Below are 22,235 nucleotides of genomic sequence, written 5' to 3'. Positions count from 1 at the left end.
CGACCCCGCGCGACCGTACCGCTGACGAAAGGTTTACAGCAAGAGTTTTGAAACCCATAGCAAAGAGTTTCAGCAGCTCGACTTTCCCGCGTAGATCGCGAGTGCCGTGTTGGCGGCCAGAGTTGCGTTGAGCTGACCACTGGAGTCCACGGTGACCTGCGTGTTCTTCTGGACGTCGCAGTAGGCGCCCGCGGGCAGGGACGTCTGGTAGGTCCGGGTCAGCGAGCCCGACTCGTGGTTGATGGCCACGAAGCCCTTGCTGCCGCGGCCGAAGGCGATGGCGTCGGCGCCGTCGTCCCACCAGTTGGTGACGGACTGGCCGCGGGTGGCGTTGCGGAAGGCGACCATGGACTTGATCTCCGGCCAGGCGTGCTGGCACTTCCAGCCGTCCTGCCAGCAGGCGTTCACCTGGCCGCCGTTGGGCGGTCCCGCGTCCGCGTCGGACCATTCGTAGCCGGAGTTGATGTCCGGGGCGCCGTAGGGGTAGGCGAGCATGAAGACGTTGGCCAGCGTGTAGTTGGCGCCGTCCTTGTAGTTCAGCGTGGAGCCGTTGCGCTCGGTGTCGTGGTTGTCGACGAAGACGCCTGCCACCGAGTTGCTCATGTAGCCCCAGCCCTCGCCGAAGTTCTTCAGGTAGGCGAGGTTCTCGTCGTTGAAGACGCGCTTGAGGTCGTAGGCGTAGCGGAACTCCTGGACGTCGCCGTTGCCCGTGTACTCGGTGGGCTGGACGGCCTCGCCCGCGCCGTAGATGACCTCCTGCTTCCAGTACGCGTTCGGGTTGGTCAGCCGGGACTTGATGTTCGCCAGGTCGGCGGCGTCGATGTGCTTGGCCGCGTCGATGCGGAAGCCGTCGACGCCGAGGGAGAGCAGGTCGTTCATGTACCCGGCGATGGTCTTGCGGACGTACTCCTCGCCCGTGTCCAGGTCGGCGAGGCCCACCAGTTCGCAGTGCTGGACGTTCCAGCGGTCCTGGTAGTTGCTGACCTGGGCGGTGCAGTCGTCGAAGTCGTAGACCGAGTACAGCCCGGGGTAGTCGTACTTCGTGTACGACGATCCGCCGGTGCCGGTGCCGCTGCCCGCGGACATGTGGTTGATGACGGTGTCGACGACGACCTTCACACCGGCCGCGTGGCAGGTGCTGACCATGTTCTGGAAGGCCGCGCGGTCGCCGAGGCGGCCCGCGATCTTGTAGCTCACGGGTTGGTACGAGGTCCACCACTGCGAGCCCTGTATGTGCTCGGCGGGCGGGGAGACCTGGACGTATCCATAGCCGGCGGGGCCGAGGGTGTTCGTGCACTCCTTGGCGACCGAGGCGAAGTTCCACTCGAAGAGGACGGCGGTGACGTCCTTGGTGCCGGGCGGGGAAGCCTGTGCGGCCGTCGGGGTCATGACAAGGGCGGCGGCCGTGAGGGCGACCGTCGCGGAGAGTGCGGAGAGCGTTCTGCGCGCCATGTGGGGGCTCCTTCACCGTTGAAGGCTCTTGCTGCAAGTTTTCAACCAACTTGCGGTGACGGAGATGTTAAAGGCCCGCCGCCTGAAAAGGCAGCGGGCCGTGTGAAGTTGATGCAAGAAATTTCAGCGACGCGTGGTGAACCAGACCGTCGTGTCCGCCGGCACCTTCGTCCCGCCGTCCGCCTCGGTCACGTCGCCGCTGGTGAGCAGGACGCGGCCGTACGACGGTGTCGTCACCGACTCACCGCCGGTGTTGGCGACGCACACGAACTCCCCGCGCCGGAAGGCGAGTACGCCCTCGGGGGCGCGCAGCCACTCGACCGCGTCGCCCGCGCCCAGGTCGGGCTGCTCGCGGCGGACCGCGAGGGCGCTGCGGTACAGCTCCAGCGTCGAGCCCGGTACGCCCTGCTGCGCCTCCACGCTCAACTCGCCCCAGCCCGCCGGCTGCGGCAGCCAGCTGCCGCCGCTGCCGAAGCCGTACGACGATCCCTCGCGCGTCCACGGGATGGGCACCCGGCAGCCGTCGCGGAAGCCGTCCTGTCCGGCGCCGCGGAAGTACGCCGGATCCTGGCGCACCTCGTCGGGAAGGTCGACGACGTCCGGCAGGCCGAGCTCCTCGCCCTGGTAGACGTAGGCCGAGCCGGGCAGGGCCAGCATGAGCAGGCTCGCGGCGCGGGCGCGCCTGAGCCCCAGCTCGCGGTCGCCGGCCAGCCGGATCTGGGTGCCGAGGCCGGGCGGGTTGGCGAAGCGGGTGGCGTGCCGGGTGACGTCGTGGTTGGAGAGCACCCAGGTCGCGGGGGCGCCGACCGGGCGCATCGACTCCAGGGTGCGGTCGATGACCTCGCGCAGTTCGTGCGCGTCCCAAGCCGTCGACAGGTACTGGAAGTTGAAGGCCTGATGCAGTTCGTCGGGGCGGACGTAGTTGGCGGTGCGCTCGACGGTCGGGGTCCACGCCTCGGCCACGAAGATGCGCTCGCCGGCGTACTCGTCGAGGACCAGCCTCCACTGGCGGTAGATCTCGTGCACGCCGTCCTGGTCGAAGAACGGCATGACATCGTTGCCCAGCAGCTTCAGCTGCTCGTGGGAGCCGAGGTCGGGCAGGCCCGCCGCCTTCACCAGGCCGTGCGCGACGTCGATGCGGAAGCCGTCGACGCCCATGTCCAGCCAGAAGCGCAGGATGGAGCGGAACTCGTCGCCGACCGCAGGGTGTTCCCAGTTGAAGTCGGGCTGCTCGGGGGCGAAGAGGTGCAGGTACCACTCGCCGGGGGTGCCGTCCGGCTCGGTCACCCGCGTCCAGGCCGGGCCGCCGAAGATGGACTCCCAGTCGTTGGGCGGGAGTTCGCCGCGTACGCCCTGGCCGGGCCGGAAGTGGTAGCGCTCGCGCGACGGTGAGCCCGGGCCCTCCCGCAGCGCGCGCTTGAACCACTCGTGCTGGTCGGAGGAGTGGTTGGGCACCAGGTCGACGATGATGCGCAGGCCCAGCTCGCGGGCGTCGCGGATCAGCGCGTCGGCGTCCAGGAGGTTGCCGAACATGGGGTCGACCGCCCGGTAGTCGGCGACGTCGTAGCCGGCGTCGGCCTGCGGGGAGGCGTAGAAGGGGCTGAGCCATACGGCGTCCACGCCCAGGTCCCGCAGGTACGGCAGGCGGGAGCGCACCCCTTCCAGATCCCCCATGCCGTCGCCGTCGCTGTCGGCGAAGCTGCGCGGATAGACCTGGTAGATCACTGCGTCCCGCCACCAGTCGCCGCGCTCGGCTTCGGCGGGGTGCCCTGCCGGGGCAATGGCGGAGTGTTGCTGGCTCATGGCGTCCTTGTGCGTAACAGGGTCATGGGGTCAGGTGTTGGAGCGAGGCGGTCGCGATGACTGCGGGGTCGGATGGACATCGCGACCGCCTCGGGTTTGGTGCGGCGCCGTTGTGGCTGGTCGCGCGCACGCGGCGGAGCCGCATATCGACACAGCCCCGCGCCCCTTTGGGGCGCGCTGCAGGACCGGCGTCTAGCCCTTTGTGCCGCCTGCGGTCAGGCCCGTCACCAGGTTCTTCTGCACCAGGTAGAAGAACGCGGAGACTGGTATCGCGATCAGTACGGCCGTGGCCGCCATCAGGTTGCGCTGGGCGTCGTGTTCGCTGACGAAGGTCTGCAGGCCGACGGCGAGCGTGTACTTCTGGTCGTCCAGCATGAAGGTGGTGGCGAAGGCGACCTCGCCGAACGCGGTGATGAAGCTGTAGAACGCGGCGACCGCCAGACCGGGCTTGGCGAGCGGCAGGATCAGCCGCGCGAACGTCCCGAAGGGGCTCAGCCCGTCGACCCGCCCGGCCTCGTCGATCTCGAACGGAATGGTGTCGAAGTACCCCTTGAGCAGCCAGGCGCAGTAGGGCACCGCCGTCGAGCAGTAGACGAGGATCAGACCGAGGTAGCTGTCGATGAGTCCGAGGTCGGAGAGGATCTGGTACATCGGCACCATGAGCACGGCCACCGGGAACATCTGGGTGACCAGGAGCACCCACATGAACTTGCGGTAGCCCGGGAAGCGCATGCGGGAGACCGCGTAGCCGGTGGTGGCGGCGACCAGGACGCCGAGCACCGTGGTGCCGAGCGAGACGATCAGGGAGCTCTTCAGCCAGTCGAAGAAGCTGGTGTGCTGCAGGACGAACGAGTAGTTGTCGAACGTCATCTTCTTCCAGATGCCGCCCGGGTGGAGGTAGTCGTCCTTGTCCGGGCCGAGGGACAGGAAGACGAGCCAGATGATCGGGAAGAGCGCGATCACGCTTCCGGCGATCAGGATGCCGTGGGAGGTGAGGGACGCCGCGAGGCTGCGCTCGCCGCGGCGCCGCATTCTGCGGGGGCTCTGCGCCGGGCCGTCGTCGGTCACCGCGGCTGAGGTCGCGACAGTGGTCGTACTCATGGGAACTCCTGCCTCAGATCGCGAGCTGCTGCTCATTGCGGTTCAGCCAGCGGCGGTAGAACGAGGTGAAGACGATCAGGATGGCCAGCAGCAGGATGCCGTAGGAGGCCGACTGCGCGAAGTCGCGCGGCTGCTGTCCGAAGCCGAGGTAGTAGGCCCAGGTGACGAGGATCTGGGCGTCCGGGGCCGAGTTCGCGCCGAACAGCAGGAAGATGACGGCGAACTGGTTGAAGGTCCAGATGATGCCGAGAAGGACGACGGTGGAGCTGACGGACCTCAGTCCCGGCAGGGTGACGTACCGGAAGCGCTGCCAGGCGCTCGCACCGTCCATCTCGGCGGCCTCGTACAGCGAGGCGTCGATCGACTGCAGTCCGCCGAGCAGCGAGACCATCATGAACGGCACACCGCACCAGGTGTTGACCATGATGGCCGCGAACCGCTGCCAGAAGGTGTCCTCCAGCCAGGACGGCTGCGGCAGATGCAGCATGTGGAGGAAGGTGTTGATGATCCCGCCGTCGGAGAGCATGATCCGCCAGCCGAAGACGGTGACGAAGGTGGGCACGGCCCAGGGCACGATGAGCAGCAGCCGATAGAGGGTCCGGCCGCGCAGCTTCTGGTTGAGCAGCAGCGCCAGCCCCAGCCCGATCGTGTAGTGGAGGGCGACGCACAGGGCCGTCCAGGCGACGGTCCAGATGAAGTGCGACCAGAAGCGGTCGTACGACAGCGGGCCGAACAAAATGTCCTTGTAGTTGTCGAGCCCGATGAACTTGTAGGTGGCGTCGATGTGGTTGACGCCGATCGTGCGCGCGGTGTTCAGGCTGTTGGCGTCGGTCAACGTCAGATACAGGCCGTACACCAAGGGGTACAGCACGAGGACGCCGAGTACGACGATCACCGGGGCGATCATCACGTAGGCGTACCAGTGCTTCTGGTAGCCGTGCCTGAGGCGTTGCCCCAGGCCGTGGCGTGGCCCGCGGCCACCCCGGACCTTTCCGGTCGCGCGGTCGATGGCGACTGTCATGTTCGACACCTTCTGGAAGTTCTACGGCTCTGAGAGGTGGCTGCGCGCAGGCCGGTGGCCGTCGGGCCCGTCCCCCGGGGGCGGTTCCGACGGCCACCCGGGGCTCACTTGCTGAAGTCGGGCACCAGCTTGGCGATGGCGAGTTCAGCGTTGCTCAGGCCCTTGTCCAGGGACTCCTTGCCGCCGGCGATCTTGGGCAGCTCGGTGTCCAGCGGGCCCCACAGGGAGCTGTACTCGGGCAGCGCGGGGCGCGGCTGGGCGGCGGGCAGGACCGTCTGGAAGCCGGCGATGCCCGGGTCGGACTTGACCTCGGCGGTGTAGGCGTCGGCGCGGGTCGGCAGCGTCGAGTTCTTCAGCGCGATCTGCGTCTGCGACTTCGCGGAGGTCATGAAGTTGACGAACTTCAGCGCGGCCTTCTGGTGCGCGGAGTCGGAACCGGCGTAGACGGACAGGTTGTGGCCGCCGGTCGGGGCGCCCGGCTTGCCGGAGGTGCCGGCCGGGACGGTGGCGATGCCGAGGTTGGACTTGTCCTTGAAGACGGCGCCCTTGTAGAAGTTCGTGATCTCCCAGGGGCCCTGGATGATCGAGGCGACCTTGCCGTTGACGAAGGCGTCCTGGATGTGGGCGTAGGCGTCGGCGGTGGTGTCCGCCTTGTGCAGGCCCTGCCCCTTGAACAGGCTCAGCCAGGTGCCGTAGGCCTTCTTGGCCTCGGGCGAGTTCACGGTGATCTTCTTGGCGGAGGCGTCGACGGTGTCGGTGCCGTCGCCGTAGAGGAAGGACTGGGCGTAGTAGGCCTGCGTGGAGCCCCAGTAGCCGTAGACCTTGGCCTTGGAGTCGATCTTGGCGGAGTCGGCCTTCAGCTCGTCCCAGGTCTTGGGGGCCTCGGTGATGCCGGCCTTCTTGAACAGGGCCTTGTTGTAGACGAGCGCGAGGGTGTCGGTGACCAGCGGGACGCCGTAGGTCTTGCCCTCGTACTGGGCCTGCTTGATCAGGCTGGGCTGGAACTTGCCCTGGTCCTTGAGGGCCTCGGTGCCGTCCAGCGGCAGGAAGTAGCCCTTCTTGGCGAAGGCGGGGGTCCAGCCGACCTCGGAGCGCAGCACGTCCGGGGCGCCCTTGGAGCCTGCGGCGGTGTCGAACTTGTTCTGCGCCTGGTCGAAGGGCACGTTGACGTAGTTGACCTTGATGCCCTTGTTGGCGGCCTCGAACTGCTTGACCAGGGCCTTGTACGTCGGCGCCTCATTGGTGGCGTTGGAGGTGTCCCACCAGGTGAGGGTGACCGGGCCGTCGCTCTTGTCGCTGCCGCTGTCACTTCCGCCGCACGCCGTCGCCGCCAGGGCGAGGGACGCCACCAGCGCGGTGGCCGCTATGCCACGCCGCATGAGTTCTCCTTGAGGGTGAAAGCCCGTGTGGTGCCGGGAGGGCCCCGTCCGCCGCTCCCGTCGTGCCGACTGCGCCGATGGAGCCGCCGGGCGAGTGGGAACGTAACAGCGATGCAAGCCTTGCGAAAGACCTTGCAGAAAAAAAGTGCAAGAGGCTGCAGAAGTTACCCCGCCGTGACCCCCGGTCGACCGCCGCGAGACCCGTGTTCCACGGGCCTGAGCGGGGATTGCCCGGGTTGTGCAAGACTCTGCAAGCTCTTGCCATCCTGCTTCCGCACGGGAATCATCGCCTTGCGGGACGAGGGGCACCGACCAGAACTGAGGGACCGCGATGACGAGACGGCCGGTACAGTCCGGTGCCGTGACCACACGGCTTGCGGACATCGCTGCGCAGGCGGGGGTGAGCGAAGCGACCGTCAGCCGCGTCCTCAACGGGAAGCCGGGCGTTGCCGCCACCACCCGTCAGTCCGTGCTCGCCGCCCTCGACGTCCTGGGGTACGAACGCCCGGTGCGGCTGCGGCAGCGCAGCGAGGGTCTGGTGGGCCTGATCACCCCGGAGCTGGAGAACCCGATATTCCCCGCGCTGGCCCAGGTGATCGGCCAGGCCCTGACCCGGCAGGGCTACACCCCGGTCCTCGCCACCCAGACGCCGGGCGGCTCGACCGAGGACGAGCTCACCGAGATGCTGGTCGACCGGGGCGTGGCCGGCATCATCTACGTCTCCGGACTGCACGCCGACACCACCGCCGACATGGAGCGCTACGACCGCCTGCGCGCACAGGGCGTTCCGTACGTGCTGGTGGACGGCTTCTCGCCGAAGGTGCAGGCGCCCTTCATCTCCCCCGACGACCGGGCCGCGATGACGCTGGCGGTGACCCATCTGGCGTCCCTGGGGCACACCCGGATCGGGCTCGCGCTCGGCCCCAAGCGGTTCGTGCCGGTGCAGCGCAAGATCGAGGGCTTCGTCCGCGCGATGCAGGACCAGTTGGGCCTTGCCGCGCAGGAGGTCGAGACCGACCTCGTCCAGCACTCCCTCTACACGCTGGAGGGCGGTCAGGCCGCCGCGACCGCGCTGATCGGCCGCGACTGCACGGCGGTGGTGTGCGCGAGCGACATGATGGCGCTCGGCGCGATACGCGCGGCCCGGCAGATGGGCCTCGAAGTCCCGCGGGACGTCTCGGTGGTGGGCTTCGACGACTCCCCGCTGATCGCCTTCACCGACCCGCCGCTGACCACGATCCGCAAGCCGGTCCCGGCGATGGGCCAGGCGGCGGTGCGGACGCTGCTGGAGGAGATCGGCGGAACGCCTGCGCCGCACAGTGAGTTCGTGTTCATGCCGGAGCTGGTGGTGCGCGGTTCGACCGCTTCGGCCCCTGGGGACCGAAATCGTCCCTAGGGCGGAGAATCCGCGGCCCCGCGCAGTGCGCTGGTAGGAGGCCGGGACGTCTTGCCGTCGTAGGACATGCGCATCGAACCCGACCGAGGGATGATCGGTGGGCGAAGGCGTTTCTGGCAGACTTTGTGCCTATGGGTGACTCGACCGTGACCAGTCTGGAAGACCGTGGGAATACGGCCGCTCCTGACTCCCTCACGGCCGCGGACCGAGCGGGTCCGCTGACCCGGCTGCGCACCCCGCGCCGACCCCGTCTGTGGTTCGAGATCGTTCTGATCGCGGTGAGTTACTGGACGTACTCACTGATCCGCAACGCGGTCCCGGAGCAGCGCGGCGAGGCGCTGCGCAACGCCGACTGGCTGTGGCGGACGGAGCACCATCTCGGCATCGCCGTCGAGGAGTCGGTCAACCACTCGCTGAACTCGGTGACTTGGTTGATCACCGGCATGAACTACTACTACGCGACACTGCACTTCGTGGTGACGCTGGGCGTGCTGGTGTGGCTGTACCGCCGGCATCCGGGCCGCTACGCGGCGACACGTCTGGTGCTGTTCGTGACCACGGGCGCGGCCCTGATCGGCTACTACCTGTATCCGCTGGCGCCGCCGCGGCTGATGAACGGCAGCACCTTCGTCGACACGGTCCTGGTCCACCACACCTGGGGCTCGATGGCCTCCGGCGACCTGAAGCACATGTCGAACCAGTACGCCGCGATGCCGTCCATGCACATCGGCTGGTCGGTGTGGTGCGGGCTGACGATCTTCTTCCTGGCCAAGGCGCCCTGGGCGCGCGTGCTCGGTGTGCTCTACCCGATGGCGACGCTGACCGTCATCGTGGCCACGGCGAACCACTTCTGGCTGGACGCGGTGGGCGGCCTGCTCTGCCTCGCCCTGGGGTTCGCGGTGGCCCGCATCTGGTACGGCCGCCTGCCGTACGCCCTGCCCCGCATCCCGGAGCCCGCTGGACCCGCTGCGTCACCGAAGGCCTACGCCCCGTAGAACAGCTCCTCCACCACGGCCCGGGCCCGCCGGGCGGAGCGCCGGTGGGCGTCGAGCATGTCGCCGATCCGGGTCCGCGGAGACCCCAACCCGGTACAGGCGCCTGCCCCACGCCCTCCCCCGCCTGCCGGCACCCGCTCGACCCACGCCGTCACCGACCGCCTACGCCCCGTAGAACAGCTCCTCCACCACGGCCCGGGCCCGCCGGGCGGAGCGCCGGTAGGCGTCGAGCATGTCGCCGCTCCGGGTCCGCGGAGACCCCAACCCGGTACCGGCGCCTGCCCCACGCCCTCCCCCGCCTGCCGGCACCCGCCCGACCCACGCCGTCACCGAACGCCTACGCCCCGTAGAACAGCTCCTCCACCACGGCCCGGGCCCGCCGGGCGGAGCGCCGGTGGGCGTCGAGCACGTCGCCGATCCGGGTCCGCGGAGGCCCCAACCCGGTACAGGCGCCTGCCCCACGCCCCGCCCCGCCTGCCGGCACCCGCCCGACCCACGCCGTCACCGACGGCCTACGCGCCGTAGAACAGCTCCTCCACCACGGCCCGGGCCCGCCGGGCGGAGCGCCGGTAGGCGTCGAGCATGTCGCCGACGTGGCCGTCGCCGAAGCCCAAGTACCGGCCGACGGCGGCCAGTTCACGGCCGTCCGACGGGAAGGTGTCGCCGGCCCGGCCGCGCACCAGCATCACGGCGTTGCGCACGCGCGTGGCGAGCACCCAGGCCTCGTCCAGGGTCGCCGCGTCCTCTGCGGAGATCAGCCCGGCCGCGCACGCCGCGGCCAGGGCCTCGCGGGTACGGGTGGTCCGCAGCCCCGGCTCGGCCCAGCCGTGCTGCATCTGCAGCAGCTGCACGGTCCACTCGACGTCGGACAGGCCCCCGGGCCCCAGCTTGGAGTGCAGCTTGGGGTCGGTGCCGCGCGGCAGCCGCTCGGACTCCATCCGGGCCTTCAGCCGCCGGATCTCCCGTACGGCGTCCTCCCCGAGCCCCTCGGCGGGGTAGCGCAGCGGGTCGATCAGCTCGATGAAGCGGCGGCCCAGCTCCTCGTCCCCGGCGACCGGCTCGGCCCGCAGCAGCGCCTGCGACTCCCAGACCAGGGACCAGCGGCGGTAGTACGCCTCGTAGGACTTCAGGGTGCGCACGAGGGGGCCGGACTTGCCCTCCGGGCGCAGGTCGGCGTCGATCAGCAGCGGCGGGTCCGCGCTCGGCAGCTGCAGCAGGCGCCGCATCTCGGAGACGACCTTGTTCGCGGCGTCGGCGGCCGTCCGCTCGTCGGTGCCCTCGGGCGGCTCGTGCACGAAGAGCACGTCGGCGTCGGAGCCGTAGCCCATTTCGTGTCCGCCGAAGCGGCCCATGCCGATGATCGCGAAGCGGGTCGGCAGGGTGTCGCCCCAGTTCTCGCGCACCACGGCGCGCAGCGTGCCCGCGAGCGTCGCCGCCGTCAGGTCGGAGATCGCGCCGCCGACCCGGTCCACCAGGGTGCCCTCGTCGGCCTCGGCGGGCTGGGTCTCGGTGCCGTAGGAGCGGACGATGTCGGACGCGGCCGTGCGGAACAGCTCCCGGCGGCGTACGCCACGGGCCGCGGTGACCGCCTGCTCCGCGTTCTGGGCGCGGCGCACGGCGGCGAGGATTTCCTGCTCCAGATGCTCGCGGCCGCGCGGTTCGAGGCCGCGGCCGTCGCCGCCGCCGTCGCCGAGCAGGGCCACCGCCTCCGGGGCACGCATCAGCAGGTCGGGGGCGAGGCGTCCGGCGGACAGCACGCGCGCCAGGTTCTCGGCGGCGGCGCCCTCGTCCCGCAGCAGCCGCAGGTACCAGGGCGTCTTGCCCAGGGCGTCCGAGACCTTGCGGAAGTTGAGCAGGCCCGCGTCCGGGTCGGCGGAGTCCGCGAACCAGCCCAGCAGGACGGGCAGCAGGGTGCGCTGGATGGCCGCCTTGCGGGTGACGCCGGAGGCCAGCGCCTCCAGGTGGCGCAGGGCGGCGGCCGGGTCGGCGTAGCCCAGCGCGACCATCCGCTCGCGGGCCGCTTCCGCGCTCAACCGGGCCTCGCCGGGGGCGAGTTGGGCGACCGCGTCGAGCAGCGGGCGGTAGAAGAGCTTCTCGTGCAGCCGGCGTACGACGGAGGCGTGGCGGCGCCACTCGCGGTTCAGCTCGGCGACCGGGTCGACGCGCAGGCCGAGCGAGCGGCCGATGCGGCGCTGGTCGGCCTCGTCCTCGGGGACGAGATGGGTGCGGCGCAGCCGGTAGAGCTGGATGCGGTGCTCCATGGAGCGCAGGAAGCGGTAGGCCTGGTCGAGCTGCACGGCGTCGGCGCGGCCCACGTAGCCGCCCGCCGCGAGCGCCTGCAGCGCGTTCAGCGTGGTGCCGCTGCGCAGGCCCGCGTCCGCGCGGCCGTGCACCAACTGCAGCAGCTGTACGGCGAATTCGACGTCCCTGAGGCCTCCGGGGCCGAGTTTCAGCTCGCGGTCGACCTCGGCGACGGGGATGTTCTCCACGACGCGGCGGCGCATCTGCTGGACGTCGGCGACGAAGTTCTCGCGCTCGGCGGCCTTCCAGACGAGGGGTTCGAGGGCGGCGACGTACTCCTCGCCGAGCCCAAGGTCGCCGGCCACCGGGCGGGCCTTGAGCAGGGCCTGGAACTCCCAGGTCTTGGCCCAGCGCTGGTAGTAGGCGACATGGCTGGAGAGCGTGCGCACCAGCGGGCCGTTCCTGCCCTCGGGCCGCAGATTGGCGTCGACGGGCCAGATCGAGCCCTCGACGGTCGTCTCGGAACAGATCCGCATCATGTGCGAGGCCAGCCGGGTGGCGGCCCGCAGCGCCTTGTCCTCGTCGGCGCTGTCGACTGCCTCGCCGACGAAGATCACGTCGACGTCGGAGACGTAGTTGAGCTCGTGGCCGCCGCACTTGCCCATCGCGACGACCGCGAGCCGGCACAGGGCGGCGTCCTCGGGGGCGGCGGCGCTCGCGATCGCGAGGGCCGCGCGCAGGGTGGCGGTGGCGAGGTCGGCGAGTTCGGCGGCGTTCTGGGCGATGTCGGTGGTGCCGCAGACGTCGCGGGCGGCGATGGACAGCAGACAGCGGCGGTAGGCGACGCGCAGGGAGACGGGGTCGGTGGCCTCGGCGAGCCCGCGCTCGAACTCCTCCACGCCCGGGTGCAGGTCGCGCGGCTCGTAGGTGACCAGGGCCTCCCAGTCGCGCGGGTGGCGGTGCAGGTGGTCGCCGAGCGCGGCGGAGGCGCCGAGCACGCCGAGCAGCCGGTCGCGCAGCGGTTTGGCCGCTATCAGCGTGTCCAGCAGCTCGTGGCGCGCGGTGGGGCCGGGCTGCGCCTCCAGGAGGCGTACGAGTCCGAGCAGCGCGAGATCCGGGTCGGCGGTCGCGCCGAGTGCCTCCAGCAGGACCGGGTCGTCGCGCACATGCGTGAGCTCCGGGCTGTCCAGCAGCCGCTCGGCGGCCGAGGGATCGGTGAATCCGTGCCGCAGCAGCCGCGTGAAGGTACTGCTTCTGCGCCCCGGCGCGCTCATCCCCGTCCTCCTGTCGGACCCTCGGACCAAGGTCGTACTGGCCCGAGCCTAGCCGGTGACGGGGGCGGGGGCGCCGGGGCGGAAGGGGCGTCTCAGCGGGTGAGCAGTGCCGTTCCCGGCGGGCGCCCGATGAGTTTCCGGGTCGGCCGCGGTCACCCCTTGGTACGGAGCTTCCGGTACGAGGAGGACGGCCCATGGCGGACAGCACCCCGCAGACACGTCTCGACACCCGTTACAGCGATCCGCGGGCGACAGCGACCGCCTGGCCGGAGGCCGAGGCGCGGATCGCGCGGGCCGAGCTGTTCTGGATCTCGACGGTGCGGCCGGACGGGCGGCCGCATGTGACGCCGCTGCCCGCGGTGTGGGCGGACGGCGCGCTGCACTTCTGCACGGGGCCCGAGGAGCGCAAGGCGCACAACCTCGCGGCGAACCCGCACGTCACGCTCACGACCGGCAACAACACCTGGGACAAGGGCTACGACCTGGTCGTGGAGGGCGAGGCGGTGCGGGTGACGCACGAGGGGCGGCTGCGCGAGCTGGCCGCCGCGTGGGAGGCGAAGTACGGCAGCTTCTGGCACTTCGAGGTGCGGGAGGGGGCGTTCCATCACGGGGGCGGGCAGGCGTTCGTCTTCTCGGTGGCGCCGCGCACCGTTTTCGGCTTCGGTAAGGGGGAGCCGTTCAGCCAGACACGGTGGCGCTTCACCTGACGCACGACCGGTCGCCCGACGCCTGGCGCATGACGCATGACGCATGACGCATGACGCATGACGCATGACCGACGTACGACGAAGGAGTCGTTCCATGGACATGAGCCTCGAAGTGCTGTTGCTGCCCGTCTCCGACGTGGACCGGGCCAAGGAGTTCTACCGGGACAAGGTCGGCTTCCATGTGGACCTGGACGGCGAGGTGATGCCGGGCGTACGGATCGTGCAGCTGACGCCGCCCGGTTCGGGCTGCTCGATCGCGCTCGTCGACGGCCTGGAGGTGCCGACCGGCACGCCGCGGCCGGGGACGTACCACGGCATGCAGCTGTGCGTGACGGACGCCAAGGCCGCCCACGAGGAGCTGACCGCGCGCGGCCTGGACGTCACCGAGCCGCAGCCGTTCGCACCCCAGGACGGCGCCACCTTCATGTACTTCAAGGACCCGGACGGCAACGGCTGGGCGATCCAGGAGTACCGGCGCCGGGAGACGGAGCCACTGCACAGGGTGCTGGCCGAACAGGCGGGGCGGGAGGAGTAGTTGAGCCCGGGGCGGCAACAGCGGGGCCGATCCGCACCGATGGCCGGGGCGCGTGTGATGCCCCGGCTGCCCGCGCAGGACCTGGAGCGGGCGCGGCGGTTCTACTCCGAGAAGCTCGGGCTCGACCCCGTCGACGAGCGGCCCGGCGGGCTGCTCTACCGCACCGCCGGCACGGAGTTCGTGGTGTTCCGCTCCACGGGTGCCTCGCCCGGGACCTTCACGCAGATGGCGTGGGAGGTCGACGACCTGGACTCGGTGGTGGCCGAACTCCGGCGCCGTGGCGTGCGGTTCGAGGACGTCGACGTTCCCGGCCTGCGTACGGTGGACGGCATCACCGAGGTGCAGGGCCACTACCCGAGCAAGGGCGCCCGCGCCGAACGCGCCGCCTGGTTCCGCGACAGCGAGGGCAATCTGATGGGCATCGGGCAGCTACTGCGCTGAGCCGTCCCGGAGGCGCGAGGGGAACGACCTCTTAGACTCCATGCCTGTGGCACACAGCTTTGATGATCTTGTGACGTTGCAGCGCGCCGTCGACCGGGCGAACGCGCACGTCCTGGCCCGCCGTGACGCGTACGGCCGACCGGCCGACGAGACCGGCTGGAGCGACGAGCAGACGGCGGCCTACGACCAGGCATGGCGCGAGTGGCGCGAACTCGCCGCGGACGTCCAGGCCGCGATCACCGCCTACGCGAAGGACGAGGGGGAGCCCCGTTTCACCGTGGAGGCCCAACTGCGCAGAACGGTCCGCCACCCACAGCCGGTCGAGGGCTGACAGCACGGCGGGCTGACGGCACATCACCGTCAGCCTCGCTCAGCAGCCCCTTACAGCACCGGCAGGTTCTTCTTCAGCTCGAAGGCCGTGACCTCGCTGCGGTACTCGTGCCACTCCGCCTGCTTGTTGCGCAGGAAGAAGTCGAAGACGTGTTCGCCGAGGGTTTCGGCGACCAGGTCGCTGCGTTCCATGAGGATCAGGGCCTCGCCGAGGTTCTGCGGGAGGGGCTCGATGCCCAGGGCGCGGCGTTCGGCGTCGGAGAGGGCCCAGACGTCGTCCTCGGCGCCCGGCGGGAGCTCGTAGCCCTCCTCGATGCCCTTGAGGCCGGCGGCCAGCAGGACGGCGTAGGCGAGGTAGGGGTTGGTGCCGGAGTCGATGGAGCGGACCTCCACGCGCGCGGAGCCGGTCTTGCCGGGCTTGTACATCGGCACGCGGACCAGGGCGCTGCGGTTGTTGTGGCCCCAGCAGATGTACGAGGGGGCCTCGCCGCCGGCGCCGGCGGTGCGCTCCGAGCCGCCCCAGATGCGCTTGTAGGAGTTCACCCACTGGTTGGTGACCGCGGAGATCTCCGCCGCGTGGCGCAGCAGGCCCGCGATGAAGGAGCGGCCGACCTTGGAGAGCTGGTACTCCGCGCCGGACTCGTAGAACGCGTTGCGGTCGCCCTCGAAGAGGGAGAGGTGGGTGTGCATTCCGCTGCCCGGGTACTCCGAGAACGGCTTCGGCATGAAGGTCGCCTGGACGCCCTGCTCCAGCGCCACCTGCTTCATGACCAGGCGGAAGGTCATGATGTTGTCTGCCGTCGAGAGCGCGTCGGCGTACCGCAGGTCGATCTCCTGCTGGCCGGGGGCGCCCTCGTGGTGGGAGAACTCGACCGAGATGCCCATCGACTCCAGCATGGTGATCGCCTGGCGGCGGAAGTCCATGCCGATGTTCTGCGGGGTGTGGTCGAAGTAGCCGGAGTTGTCGGCGGGGGTCGGGCGGGAGCCGTCGAGCGGGCGGTCCTTGAGCAGGTAGAACTCGATCTCCGGGTGCGTGTAGAAGGTGAAGCCCAGGTCGGAGCCGCGGGTCAGGGCGCGCTTGAGGACGAAGCGCGGGTCGGCGAAGGAGGGGGAGCCGTCCGGCATCAGGATGTCGCAGAACATGCGGGCGGTGCCGGGGGCCTCGGCGCGCCAGGGCAGGATCTGGAAGGTCGAGGGGTCGGGCTTGGCGATCATGTCGGACTCGTAGACCCGGGCGAAGCCCTCGATGGCCGAGCCGTCGAAGCCGATGCCCTCGTCGAAGGCCTGCTCCAGCTCGGCGGGGGCCACCGCGACGGACTTGAGGAAGCCCAGCACGTCCGTGAACCACAGGCGTACGAACCGGATGTCGCGCTCCTCCAAGGTCCGGAGCACGAACTCCTGCTGCTTGTCCATCTTCCGCTTCCCCATCCTTGCTGGTCAGGCCGCCTTGTCTCCCCTGTCCCAAGGAGGCGGTCGGGCACCTGAGCATCACACCACAACAGCATTTCATGCGCGTTGCAGACCATGATCGACCAAGCGACTCCGGCCTGAATGCCGCACATACGCGGGTGTACGGCTCTGCTGCCCATACTGCCTGCTCGGACTGACATCCGTAATGCCCTGCTCCACCTCGTACCGACCTCGCATCCGCCTCGCACGTGAGGAGCGCCACGCTCTTTTAATTTGCATCTCAGATGCAAGTTTAACTAGCGTGCGGAGCAGCCGAGTTCACAAGGAGCCCCGATGCTGTCCGAGCCTGCTGCTGCCCTCGTCCGTGCCACCCTTCCCGCCGTCGGCGCCTCGCTTCCCGAGATCACGGAGCGGTTCTACGCCGGACTGTTCGCCGCCCGCCCCGATCTGCTGCGCGACCTCTTCAACCGCGGGAACCAGGCCGCCGGCACCCAGCGCCAGGCCCTGGCGGGATCGATCGCCGCGTTCGCGACGCACCTGCTGGAGCATCCGGAGCAGCGGCCGGACGCGATGCTGTCCCGGATCGCCCACAAGCACGCCTCGCTGGGTGTGCGGCCCGAGCAGTACGCGCTCGTCCACGAGCACCTCTTCGCCGCGATCGCCGAGGTCCTCGGCGAGGCCGTCACCCCGGAGGTCGCGGCCGCCTGGGGCGAGGTCTACTGGCTGATGGCGAACGCCCTCTGCGCCATCGAGAAGCGGCTGTACGAGGAGTCCGGGGAGCCAGGGTGGCGGCGGTGGGAGGTCGTCGAGCGGGTCGCGGAGACCGCGGACGTGACCACGTTCCGGCTGCGCCCCGCCGACGGCGGGCCGGTCGCGGACTTCCGCGCGGGGCAGTACGTCTCCGTACGGGCCGAACTCCCGGACGGCGCGCGTCAGATACGGCAGTACAGCCTCTCCGGGGCGGCCGGTTCAAACGTGCGGCAGTTCAGCGTCAAGCGGGTGCCCGGGGACGGTGCCGCTCCCGAGGGCGAGGTCTCGAACCATCTGCACGCGCGCGTGCGCGAGGGCGACGTACTGGAGCTGTCGGCCCCCTACGGCGACCTCGTCCTGGAGGACGCCGCGGACACCCCGCTGCTGCTGGCCTCCGCCGGGATCGGCGTGACCCCGATGGTCGCCATGCTGGCGCAGCTCGCGAACGCCGGCCACGGCGCCCCGGTCACCGTCGTGCACGGCGACCGCTCCCCCGCGGACCACGCCCTGCGCGCCGACCACCTGGCCTTCACGGACAAGCTCCCGGACGCCACCGTCCACTTCTGGTACGAGCGCGACGCCGCACCCGGCACCCGCACCGGCCTCGTCGACCTGGACGACCTCACCATCCCGCACGCCACACGCGCGTACCTGTGCGGCCCGCTCCCCTTCATGCGCGCGGTCCGCACCCAACTCCTCACCAAGGGCCTCTCCCCCGCCGACATCCACTACGAGGTCTTCGGCCCGGACCTCTGGTTGAGCAGGGCCTGAGCACGGGGGGCGCCGGGAGAGCCACTGCACCGGGTGCGACGAAAGGCGGCCACCACCGGGCCCGGACGGTGCGCCGCCCACTCCGGCCCGGCACCGGCACCCGGCGCCTTCAGCACGGGGCGTACTCGTCGAGAAGAGGCCACCCCACCGGGCATCCCCGGCGCCGCCCCCAAACCGCGGCTACGGCCAAGTCAGCCCGGCGCACGCGGCCGGCCTCAGCCTCGCGCAGACCGCCTAGACCCGGCGCAGCCACCAAGGAGAGCCACTGCGCCGAGTGCGACGCAAGCGGCGCACCGCCGCGCCGAGCCCGGCACGGTGCGCCGCCAGATACGGTCTCCGCGCCAGCCCGCCCGCCCGGCCCGGCACCCCGCACCTTCAGAGCGTGGGACTGCCCGTCGAGAAGAGGCCGCACCACCAAACATCCTCGCCGCGGCCCCCCGAACCGCGACTTCGGCCGCCAATTCCGCCCGGCGGCGCGCAGCCGACCCCAACCTCGCGCCGATCTCTCTCCCCCCAGGACCCGGCGCAGTAGCACGCGCCTAGCCCTTCGGGCCGCATCACCGCATACGCGGCATCCCCAGTAGCAGTGCCGCCGTGGGCTCCGAGGCGATGTCGGCGATCGTCACCGGGTCCAGGGAGGCGAAGAAGGCTTCCTGGGCCTGGCGGAGGGCGCCTCGGAGGCGGCAGGCGGGGCTGAGGGGGCAGGGGGTGGTGCCGCCCTCGCAGTCGACCACGTCGCCGTCCCCCTCGAAGGCGCGGACCAGGGCGCCGACGGATGCCGTACGGCCCTTCGTGGTGAGCGTGAGGCCGCCGCCCCGGCCGCGGCGGGCGTCCAGCAGCCCCATGTGCTGGAGTTCGGCCACCACCTTCGCCGCGTGGGTGTAGGGCGCGTCCATGTCGGCCGCGACCTCGCGGGTCGCGGGCGTGGACTCACCGGCGACCGCGAGCCGCATGAGCACGCGCAACGCGAGATCGGTGGATCGGAGCAGCCGCATACCACCAGCCTAGATAATGCGCATCCTGGATTCAAATTTCGACCGGATGACGTCGGCTCGCTGTCGGGTTGCTGTCGATCCGGCCATTCCCGGGACCTGCCAACCGGACGCCCCCTCTTCCCCATTACCATCAGCAAACCCGACCGTCCCTTTTCTTAGAAGGACACCCCCATGGGCTCCGCCAACAAGACCCAGAGCGCGGCACGCAAGGCGCGGATAGAGGAGATGCGTCGTGCCGAGCAGTCCCGGCAGCGGCGCAACCGCATCCTTGTGGTCGCCGCGAGCGCGGTGGTCGTCGCCGCTCTCGTGGTCGGCGGGGTCTTCGTGGTGAAGTCCCAGGGCGACGACAAGGACACCGCGAGCAGCTCCAAGGCGCAGGGCTCGGGGCACTTCGTCACGGGCAAGGACGGGGTGCGGACCTGGACGGGCAAGCTGACCCGCAACCACGTCCAGACGACCGTGAACTACCCCATGCACCCGCCGGTCGGGGGCGACCACAACCCGGTCTGGCTCAACTGCAACGGCAACGTCTACACCAAGCCCGTCAAGGACGAGAACGCCGTGCACGCGCTGGAGCACGGCGCGGTGTGGGTGACGTACACCGACAAGGCGAAGAAGGCGGACGTGGCCACGCTGACCGCGAAGGTCAAGCAGACGCCGTACTCGTTGATCAGCCCCTACCCGAGCCAGAGCGCCCCGATCGAACTGTCCGCGTGGGGGCACCAGTTGAGCGTGACGAGCGCGAACGACCCCAAGGTCGCCGCGTTCTTCGAGACGTATGTGCAGGGCAAGCAGACCCCGGAGCCGGGTGCCTCCTGCACGGGCGGGACGATGTGACGTGAGGAAGTACGCCGGCTGGATCACGGCAGCCACGGTCGCGGTGCTCGTCGCGGCCGGGGGCATCACCTACGCGGTCGCCGAGGACGGCGGCGACACACGCCCGGCCACCCCGTCGGCCGACTCCGCGGACGCCGGCTTCGCGCGGGACATGGCGGTGCATCACCAGCAGGCCGTCGAGATGTCGTACATCGTGCGCGACCGCACGAAGAACACCGAAGTGCGGCGGCTCGCCTACGACATCGCCCAGACGCAGGCCAACCAGCGCGGCATGTTGATGGGCTGGCTGGATCTGTGGGGGCTGCCGAAGGTGTCGTCGAAGCCGCCGATGTCCTGGATGGGCATGGGTGACATGCCCGAGCGCGGGGACGGCTCGCTGATGCCCGGCATGGCGACCGACACCGAGATGAAGAAGCTCGGCACCCTCAACGGCAAGCAGGCGGAGATCTTCTATCTGCAGCTGATGACGGAGCATCACAAGGGCGGTATCCACATGGCCGAGGGCTGTGTGGCGAAGTGCTCGGTCGGCGTGGAGAAGAATCTCGCGCAGGGCATGGTCGACGCCCAGCAGTCGGAGATCAAACTGATGGCGGACATGCTCAAGGAACGGGGGGCGAAGGCCCGTTCTTAACGCCACCGAAGGAACGAAAGCCCCAAATCACCCCAGCTGACGGTTCCTTGGGGTTCTCTTGGCTTACCCATTCCCCTGGCATGAACGGTTCATCGCAAGAGTGACCCCTATCGCTTGATCCATTGCCCGCTCCTCCGCCGCGGAACGGGTCGTCCGTGGACCGGCGACGACCAACCACACGTGCGAAGAACCGCATCGCAGGGGGTTCCATGAGATCCAATCGCGCCAGAATGCGCGCCGCGAGCATGGCAGCAACTCTGCCCATGATCGCCGGCGCGCTGGCGCTCGGCATACCCGCGGCGCACGCCGCGGACAACCCGGGCCGGGACACGCTCGCGGGCACCAGGCCCGCCTGGGCCACGGCCAAGGCGGACAAGGGCGCGACCTCGAACAGCGCCCAGGTCTCCGCCCGGGTCTACCTGGCCGGCAAGGACGCGGCGGGCCTCGCCGCGTACGCGAAGGCAGTGTCCGACCCGAACTCGGCGTCGTACGGCAAGTACCTGAGCGCCAAGCAGACGCAGTCCCGCTTCGGCGCGACCAAGGCCCAGGTGGCCGCGGTCACGTCGTGGCTGAAGTCCGCGGGCCTGAAGGTCACGGGCGTCACGCAGCACTACGTCTCCGTCACCGGTGACGTGGCCGCCGCCGAGAAGGCGTTCGGCACGCAGCTGCACAACTACAGCAAGGGCTCCAAGACGTACCGCGCGCCGTCGAAGACGGCCTCCGCGCCCGACAGCCTCAAGGGCGCCGTCCTGACCGTCACCGGCCTGGACAACGCGCCGCACAAGGCGAGCCACAGCGACCAACTGCCGGGTCCGGGCGCGGCGTTCAAGAACGCCGGCCCGTTCTCCTCGTACTACGGCTCGAACGTCGCGAAGACGCTGCCGGACGCGTACGGCAAGAAGATCCCGTACGCGGTCAAGGGCTACACCGGCAAGCAGCTGCGGGCCGCCTACGGCGCGGGCAAGTACACCGGCAAGAAGGTGCGCGTCGCCATCACGGACGCGTACGCCTCGCCGACCATCGCCTTCGACGCCCAGACGTACGCGAAGAAGCACGGCGACGCGACCTGGAAGACCGGTCAGCTGCACCAGTCGCTGCCCAAGAACTACACGAACACCGGCGCCGACGAGTGCGACGCGTCGGGCTGGTACGGCGAGGAGACCCTGGACGTCGAGGCCGTGCACGCGGTCGCGCCGGCCGCGGACGTCACGTACGTGGGCGCCGCCTCCTGCATGGACGACGACCTGCTCGACTCGCTGAGCAAGATCGTCGACAAGCACCTGGCCGACATCGTCTCCAATTCCTGGGGCGACATCGAGGCCAACCAGACGCCGGACCTGGCCGCCGCGTACGACCAGGTCTTCCAGTTCGGCGCGGTCGAGGGCATCGGCTTCTACTTCTCCTCCGGTGACAACGGCGACGAGGTCGCTCACACCGGTACGAAGCAGGTCGACACCCCGGCCAACTCGGCCTGGGTGACGGCGGTCGGCGGTACCTCGCTGGCGGTCGGCAAGGGCGACAAGTACCTGTGGGAGACCGGCTGGGGCACCGAGAAGGCCAACCTCTCTGCCGACGGCAAGAGCTGGGAGGGCTTCCCCGGGGCCTTCACCTCGGGCGCGGGCGGCGGCACCAGCAAGACGGTGCCGGAGCCGGCGTACCAGAAGGGCGTCGTGCCGAACGCGCTGGCCACGGCCAACAACGCCGCCGGCAACCGCGTCGTCCCGGACATCTCCGCCATCGCCGACCCCAACACCGGTTTCAAGGTCGGTCAGACGCAGACCTTCCCGGACGGGTCCGAGCAGTACGCCGAGTACCGCATCGGCGGCACCTCGCTCGCCGCTCCGGTGATCGCGGCCGTGCAGGCCCTGGCCCAGGAGGCGCGCGGCGGCAAGGCGATCGGCTTCGCCAACCCGTCGATCTACGCCAAGTACGGGTCGAAGGCCTACCACGACGTCACGGACAACCCGACGGGCTCCGGCCTGGCGGTCGCCCGGGTCGACTTCGTGAACGGCGTCGACGCGTCCGACGGCCTGGCCACCTCGGTCCGCTCCCTCGGCAAGGACAGCTCGCTGTCCGCCGTGAAGGGCTACGACGACGTCACCGGCGTGGGCACGCCCGCGAACGGTTACGTGGAGTCGTACCGGAAGCACTGAGGCACCGCCAAAA

At 70.0% G+C, this 22,235-nt stretch carries 18 protein-coding genes; 10 read left to right on the top strand and 8 right to left on the bottom strand.

Annotated elements, in window-relative coordinates:
• Window positions 1-69: 69 nt before the first annotated feature.
• The 5 genes from JYK17_RS31715 to JYK17_RS31695 all read right to left on the bottom strand — a co-directional run bounded on the left by JYK17_RS31715 (window position 70) and on the right by JYK17_RS31695 (window position 6,756).
• Window positions 70-1,452, bottom strand: a complete 1,383-nt coding sequence (locus JYK17_RS31715) for an alpha-amylase (RefSeq protein ID WP_181362365.1) — start codon at window positions 1,450-1,452, stop codon at window positions 70-72.
• Window positions 1,453-1,575: 123 nt separating this feature from the next.
• Window positions 1,576-3,255 (bottom strand): glycoside hydrolase family 13 protein, encoded by a 1,680-nt coding sequence (locus JYK17_RS31710; RefSeq protein WP_222811711.1) that lies wholly within the window; start codon window positions 3,253-3,255, stop codon window positions 1,576-1,578.
• Between the two features lie 192 nt (window positions 3,256-3,447).
• Window positions 3,448-4,356 carry a sugar ABC transporter permease gene (locus tag JYK17_RS31705; protein WP_108008041.1) on the bottom strand — a complete coding sequence of 303 codons (909 nt, stop codon included), beginning with the start codon at window positions 4,354-4,356 and terminating at the stop codon, window positions 3,448-3,450.
• 13 nt (window positions 4,357-4,369) lie between these two features.
• Window positions 4,370-5,377 carry a carbohydrate ABC transporter permease gene (locus JYK17_RS31700; RefSeq protein WP_108008040.1) on the bottom strand — a complete coding sequence of 336 codons (1,008 nt, stop codon included), beginning with the start codon at window positions 5,375-5,377 and terminating at the stop codon, window positions 4,370-4,372.
• A gap of 104 nt (window positions 5,378-5,481) precedes the next feature.
• Window positions 5,482-6,756 carry an extracellular solute-binding protein gene (locus tag JYK17_RS31695; RefSeq protein ID WP_222811710.1) on the bottom strand — a complete coding sequence of 425 codons (1,275 nt, stop codon included), beginning with the start codon at window positions 6,754-6,756 and terminating at the stop codon, window positions 5,482-5,484.
• A 361-nt stretch (window positions 6,757-7,117) separates the two neighbouring features.
• On the opposite strand from JYK17_RS31695, the gene JYK17_RS31690 reads away from it, so the two are divergent.
• On the top strand, window positions 7,118-8,152 hold the full coding sequence (locus JYK17_RS31690; RefSeq protein WP_108008107.1) for a LacI family DNA-binding transcriptional regulator: 1,035 nt from the start codon (window positions 7,118-7,120) through the stop codon (window positions 8,150-8,152).
• Between the two features lie 131 nt (window positions 8,153-8,283).
• Window positions 8,284-9,147, top strand: coding sequence for a phosphatase PAP2 family protein (locus JYK17_RS31685; protein WP_128803260.1), 864 nt, complete (start codon window positions 8,284-8,286; stop codon window positions 9,145-9,147).
• A gap of 512 nt (window positions 9,148-9,659) precedes the next feature.
• On the opposite strand, the gene JYK17_RS31680 is transcribed toward JYK17_RS31685, so the two are convergent.
• The gene (locus JYK17_RS31680) at window positions 9,660-12,662 is read right to left on the bottom strand and encodes a bifunctional [glutamine synthetase] adenylyltransferase/[glutamine synthetase]-adenylyl-L-tyrosine phosphorylase (protein WP_108008037.1); all 3,003 of its coding nucleotides are present in this window, start codon (window positions 12,660-12,662) and stop codon (window positions 9,660-9,662) included.
• Between the two features lie 194 nt (window positions 12,663-12,856).
• Between JYK17_RS31680 and JYK17_RS31675 the strand changes: the two genes are divergently transcribed.
• From JYK17_RS31675 to JYK17_RS31660, 4 genes are all read left to right on the top strand, one after another.
• On the top strand, window positions 12,857-13,369 hold the full coding sequence (locus JYK17_RS31675; RefSeq protein ID WP_108008036.1) for a pyridoxamine 5'-phosphate oxidase family protein: 513 nt from the start codon (window positions 12,857-12,859) through the stop codon (window positions 13,367-13,369).
• A gap of 94 nt (window positions 13,370-13,463) precedes the next feature.
• Window positions 13,464-13,904 (top strand): VOC family protein, encoded by a 441-nt coding sequence (locus JYK17_RS31670; RefSeq protein WP_222811709.1) that lies wholly within the window; start codon window positions 13,464-13,466, stop codon window positions 13,902-13,904.
• Window positions 13,905-13,943: 39 nt separating this feature from the next.
• Entirely contained in the window at window positions 13,944-14,345 is a 402-nt protein-coding gene (locus tag JYK17_RS31665) for a VOC family protein (RefSeq protein ID WP_261996353.1), read from the top strand.
• Between the two features lie 70 nt (window positions 14,346-14,415).
• Complete coding sequence (locus JYK17_RS31660) at window positions 14,416-14,676, top strand: hypothetical protein (RefSeq protein WP_308011721.1); 261 nt, start codon at window positions 14,416-14,418, stop codon at window positions 14,674-14,676.
• A 50-nt stretch (window positions 14,677-14,726) separates the two neighbouring features.
• Here JYK17_RS31660 and glnA2 read toward each other — a convergent pair whose 3' ends face one another.
• On the bottom strand, window positions 14,727-16,088 hold the full coding sequence (gene glnA2 / locus JYK17_RS31655) for a gamma-glutamylpolyamine synthetase GlnA2 (protein WP_108008033.1): 1,362 nt from the start codon (window positions 16,086-16,088) through the stop codon (window positions 14,727-14,729).
• Window positions 16,089-16,418: 330 nt separating this feature from the next.
• On the opposite strand from glnA2, the gene JYK17_RS31650 reads away from it, so the two are divergent.
• Window positions 16,419-17,606, top strand: a complete 1,188-nt coding sequence (locus tag JYK17_RS31650) for a globin domain-containing protein (RefSeq protein WP_222811708.1) — start codon at window positions 16,419-16,421, stop codon at window positions 17,604-17,606.
• Between the two features lie 557 nt (window positions 17,607-18,163).
• Here the strand turns inward: JYK17_RS31650 and JYK17_RS31645 are convergent.
• Window positions 18,164-18,601 carry an RrF2 family transcriptional regulator gene (locus tag JYK17_RS31645; protein ID WP_128803255.1) on the bottom strand — a complete coding sequence of 146 codons (438 nt, stop codon included), beginning with the start codon at window positions 18,599-18,601 and terminating at the stop codon, window positions 18,164-18,166.
• A gap of 171 nt (window positions 18,602-18,772) precedes the next feature.
• Between JYK17_RS31645 and JYK17_RS31640 the strand changes: the two genes are divergently transcribed.
• The 3 genes from JYK17_RS31640 to JYK17_RS31630 all read left to right on the top strand — a co-directional run bounded on the left by JYK17_RS31640 (window position 18,773) and on the right by JYK17_RS31630 (window position 22,222).
• Window positions 18,773-19,438, top strand: coding sequence for a thioredoxin-like domain-containing protein (locus JYK17_RS31640; RefSeq protein ID WP_222811706.1), 666 nt, complete (start codon window positions 18,773-18,775; stop codon window positions 19,436-19,438).
• Between the two features lies 1 nt (window position 19,439).
• A complete protein-coding gene (locus JYK17_RS31635) occupies window positions 19,440-20,069 on the top strand; it encodes a DUF305 domain-containing protein (protein WP_128803254.1) in 630 nt (209 codons plus the stop codon).
• Between the two features lie 245 nt (window positions 20,070-20,314).
• The gene (locus JYK17_RS31630; protein WP_234547677.1) at window positions 20,315-22,222 is read left to right on the top strand and encodes a S53 family peptidase; all 1,908 of its coding nucleotides are present in this window, start codon (window positions 20,315-20,317) and stop codon (window positions 22,220-22,222) included.
• Window positions 22,223-22,235 lie beyond the last annotated feature (13 nt).

Origin of the sequence: Streptomyces plumbidurans, from assembly GCF_019857225.1 — a bacterium.
Lineage (GTDB): Bacteria > Actinomycetota > Actinomycetes > Streptomycetales > Streptomycetaceae > Streptomyces > Streptomyces plumbidurans.
This window is presented reverse-complemented; position numbering and strand designations above follow the sequence as displayed.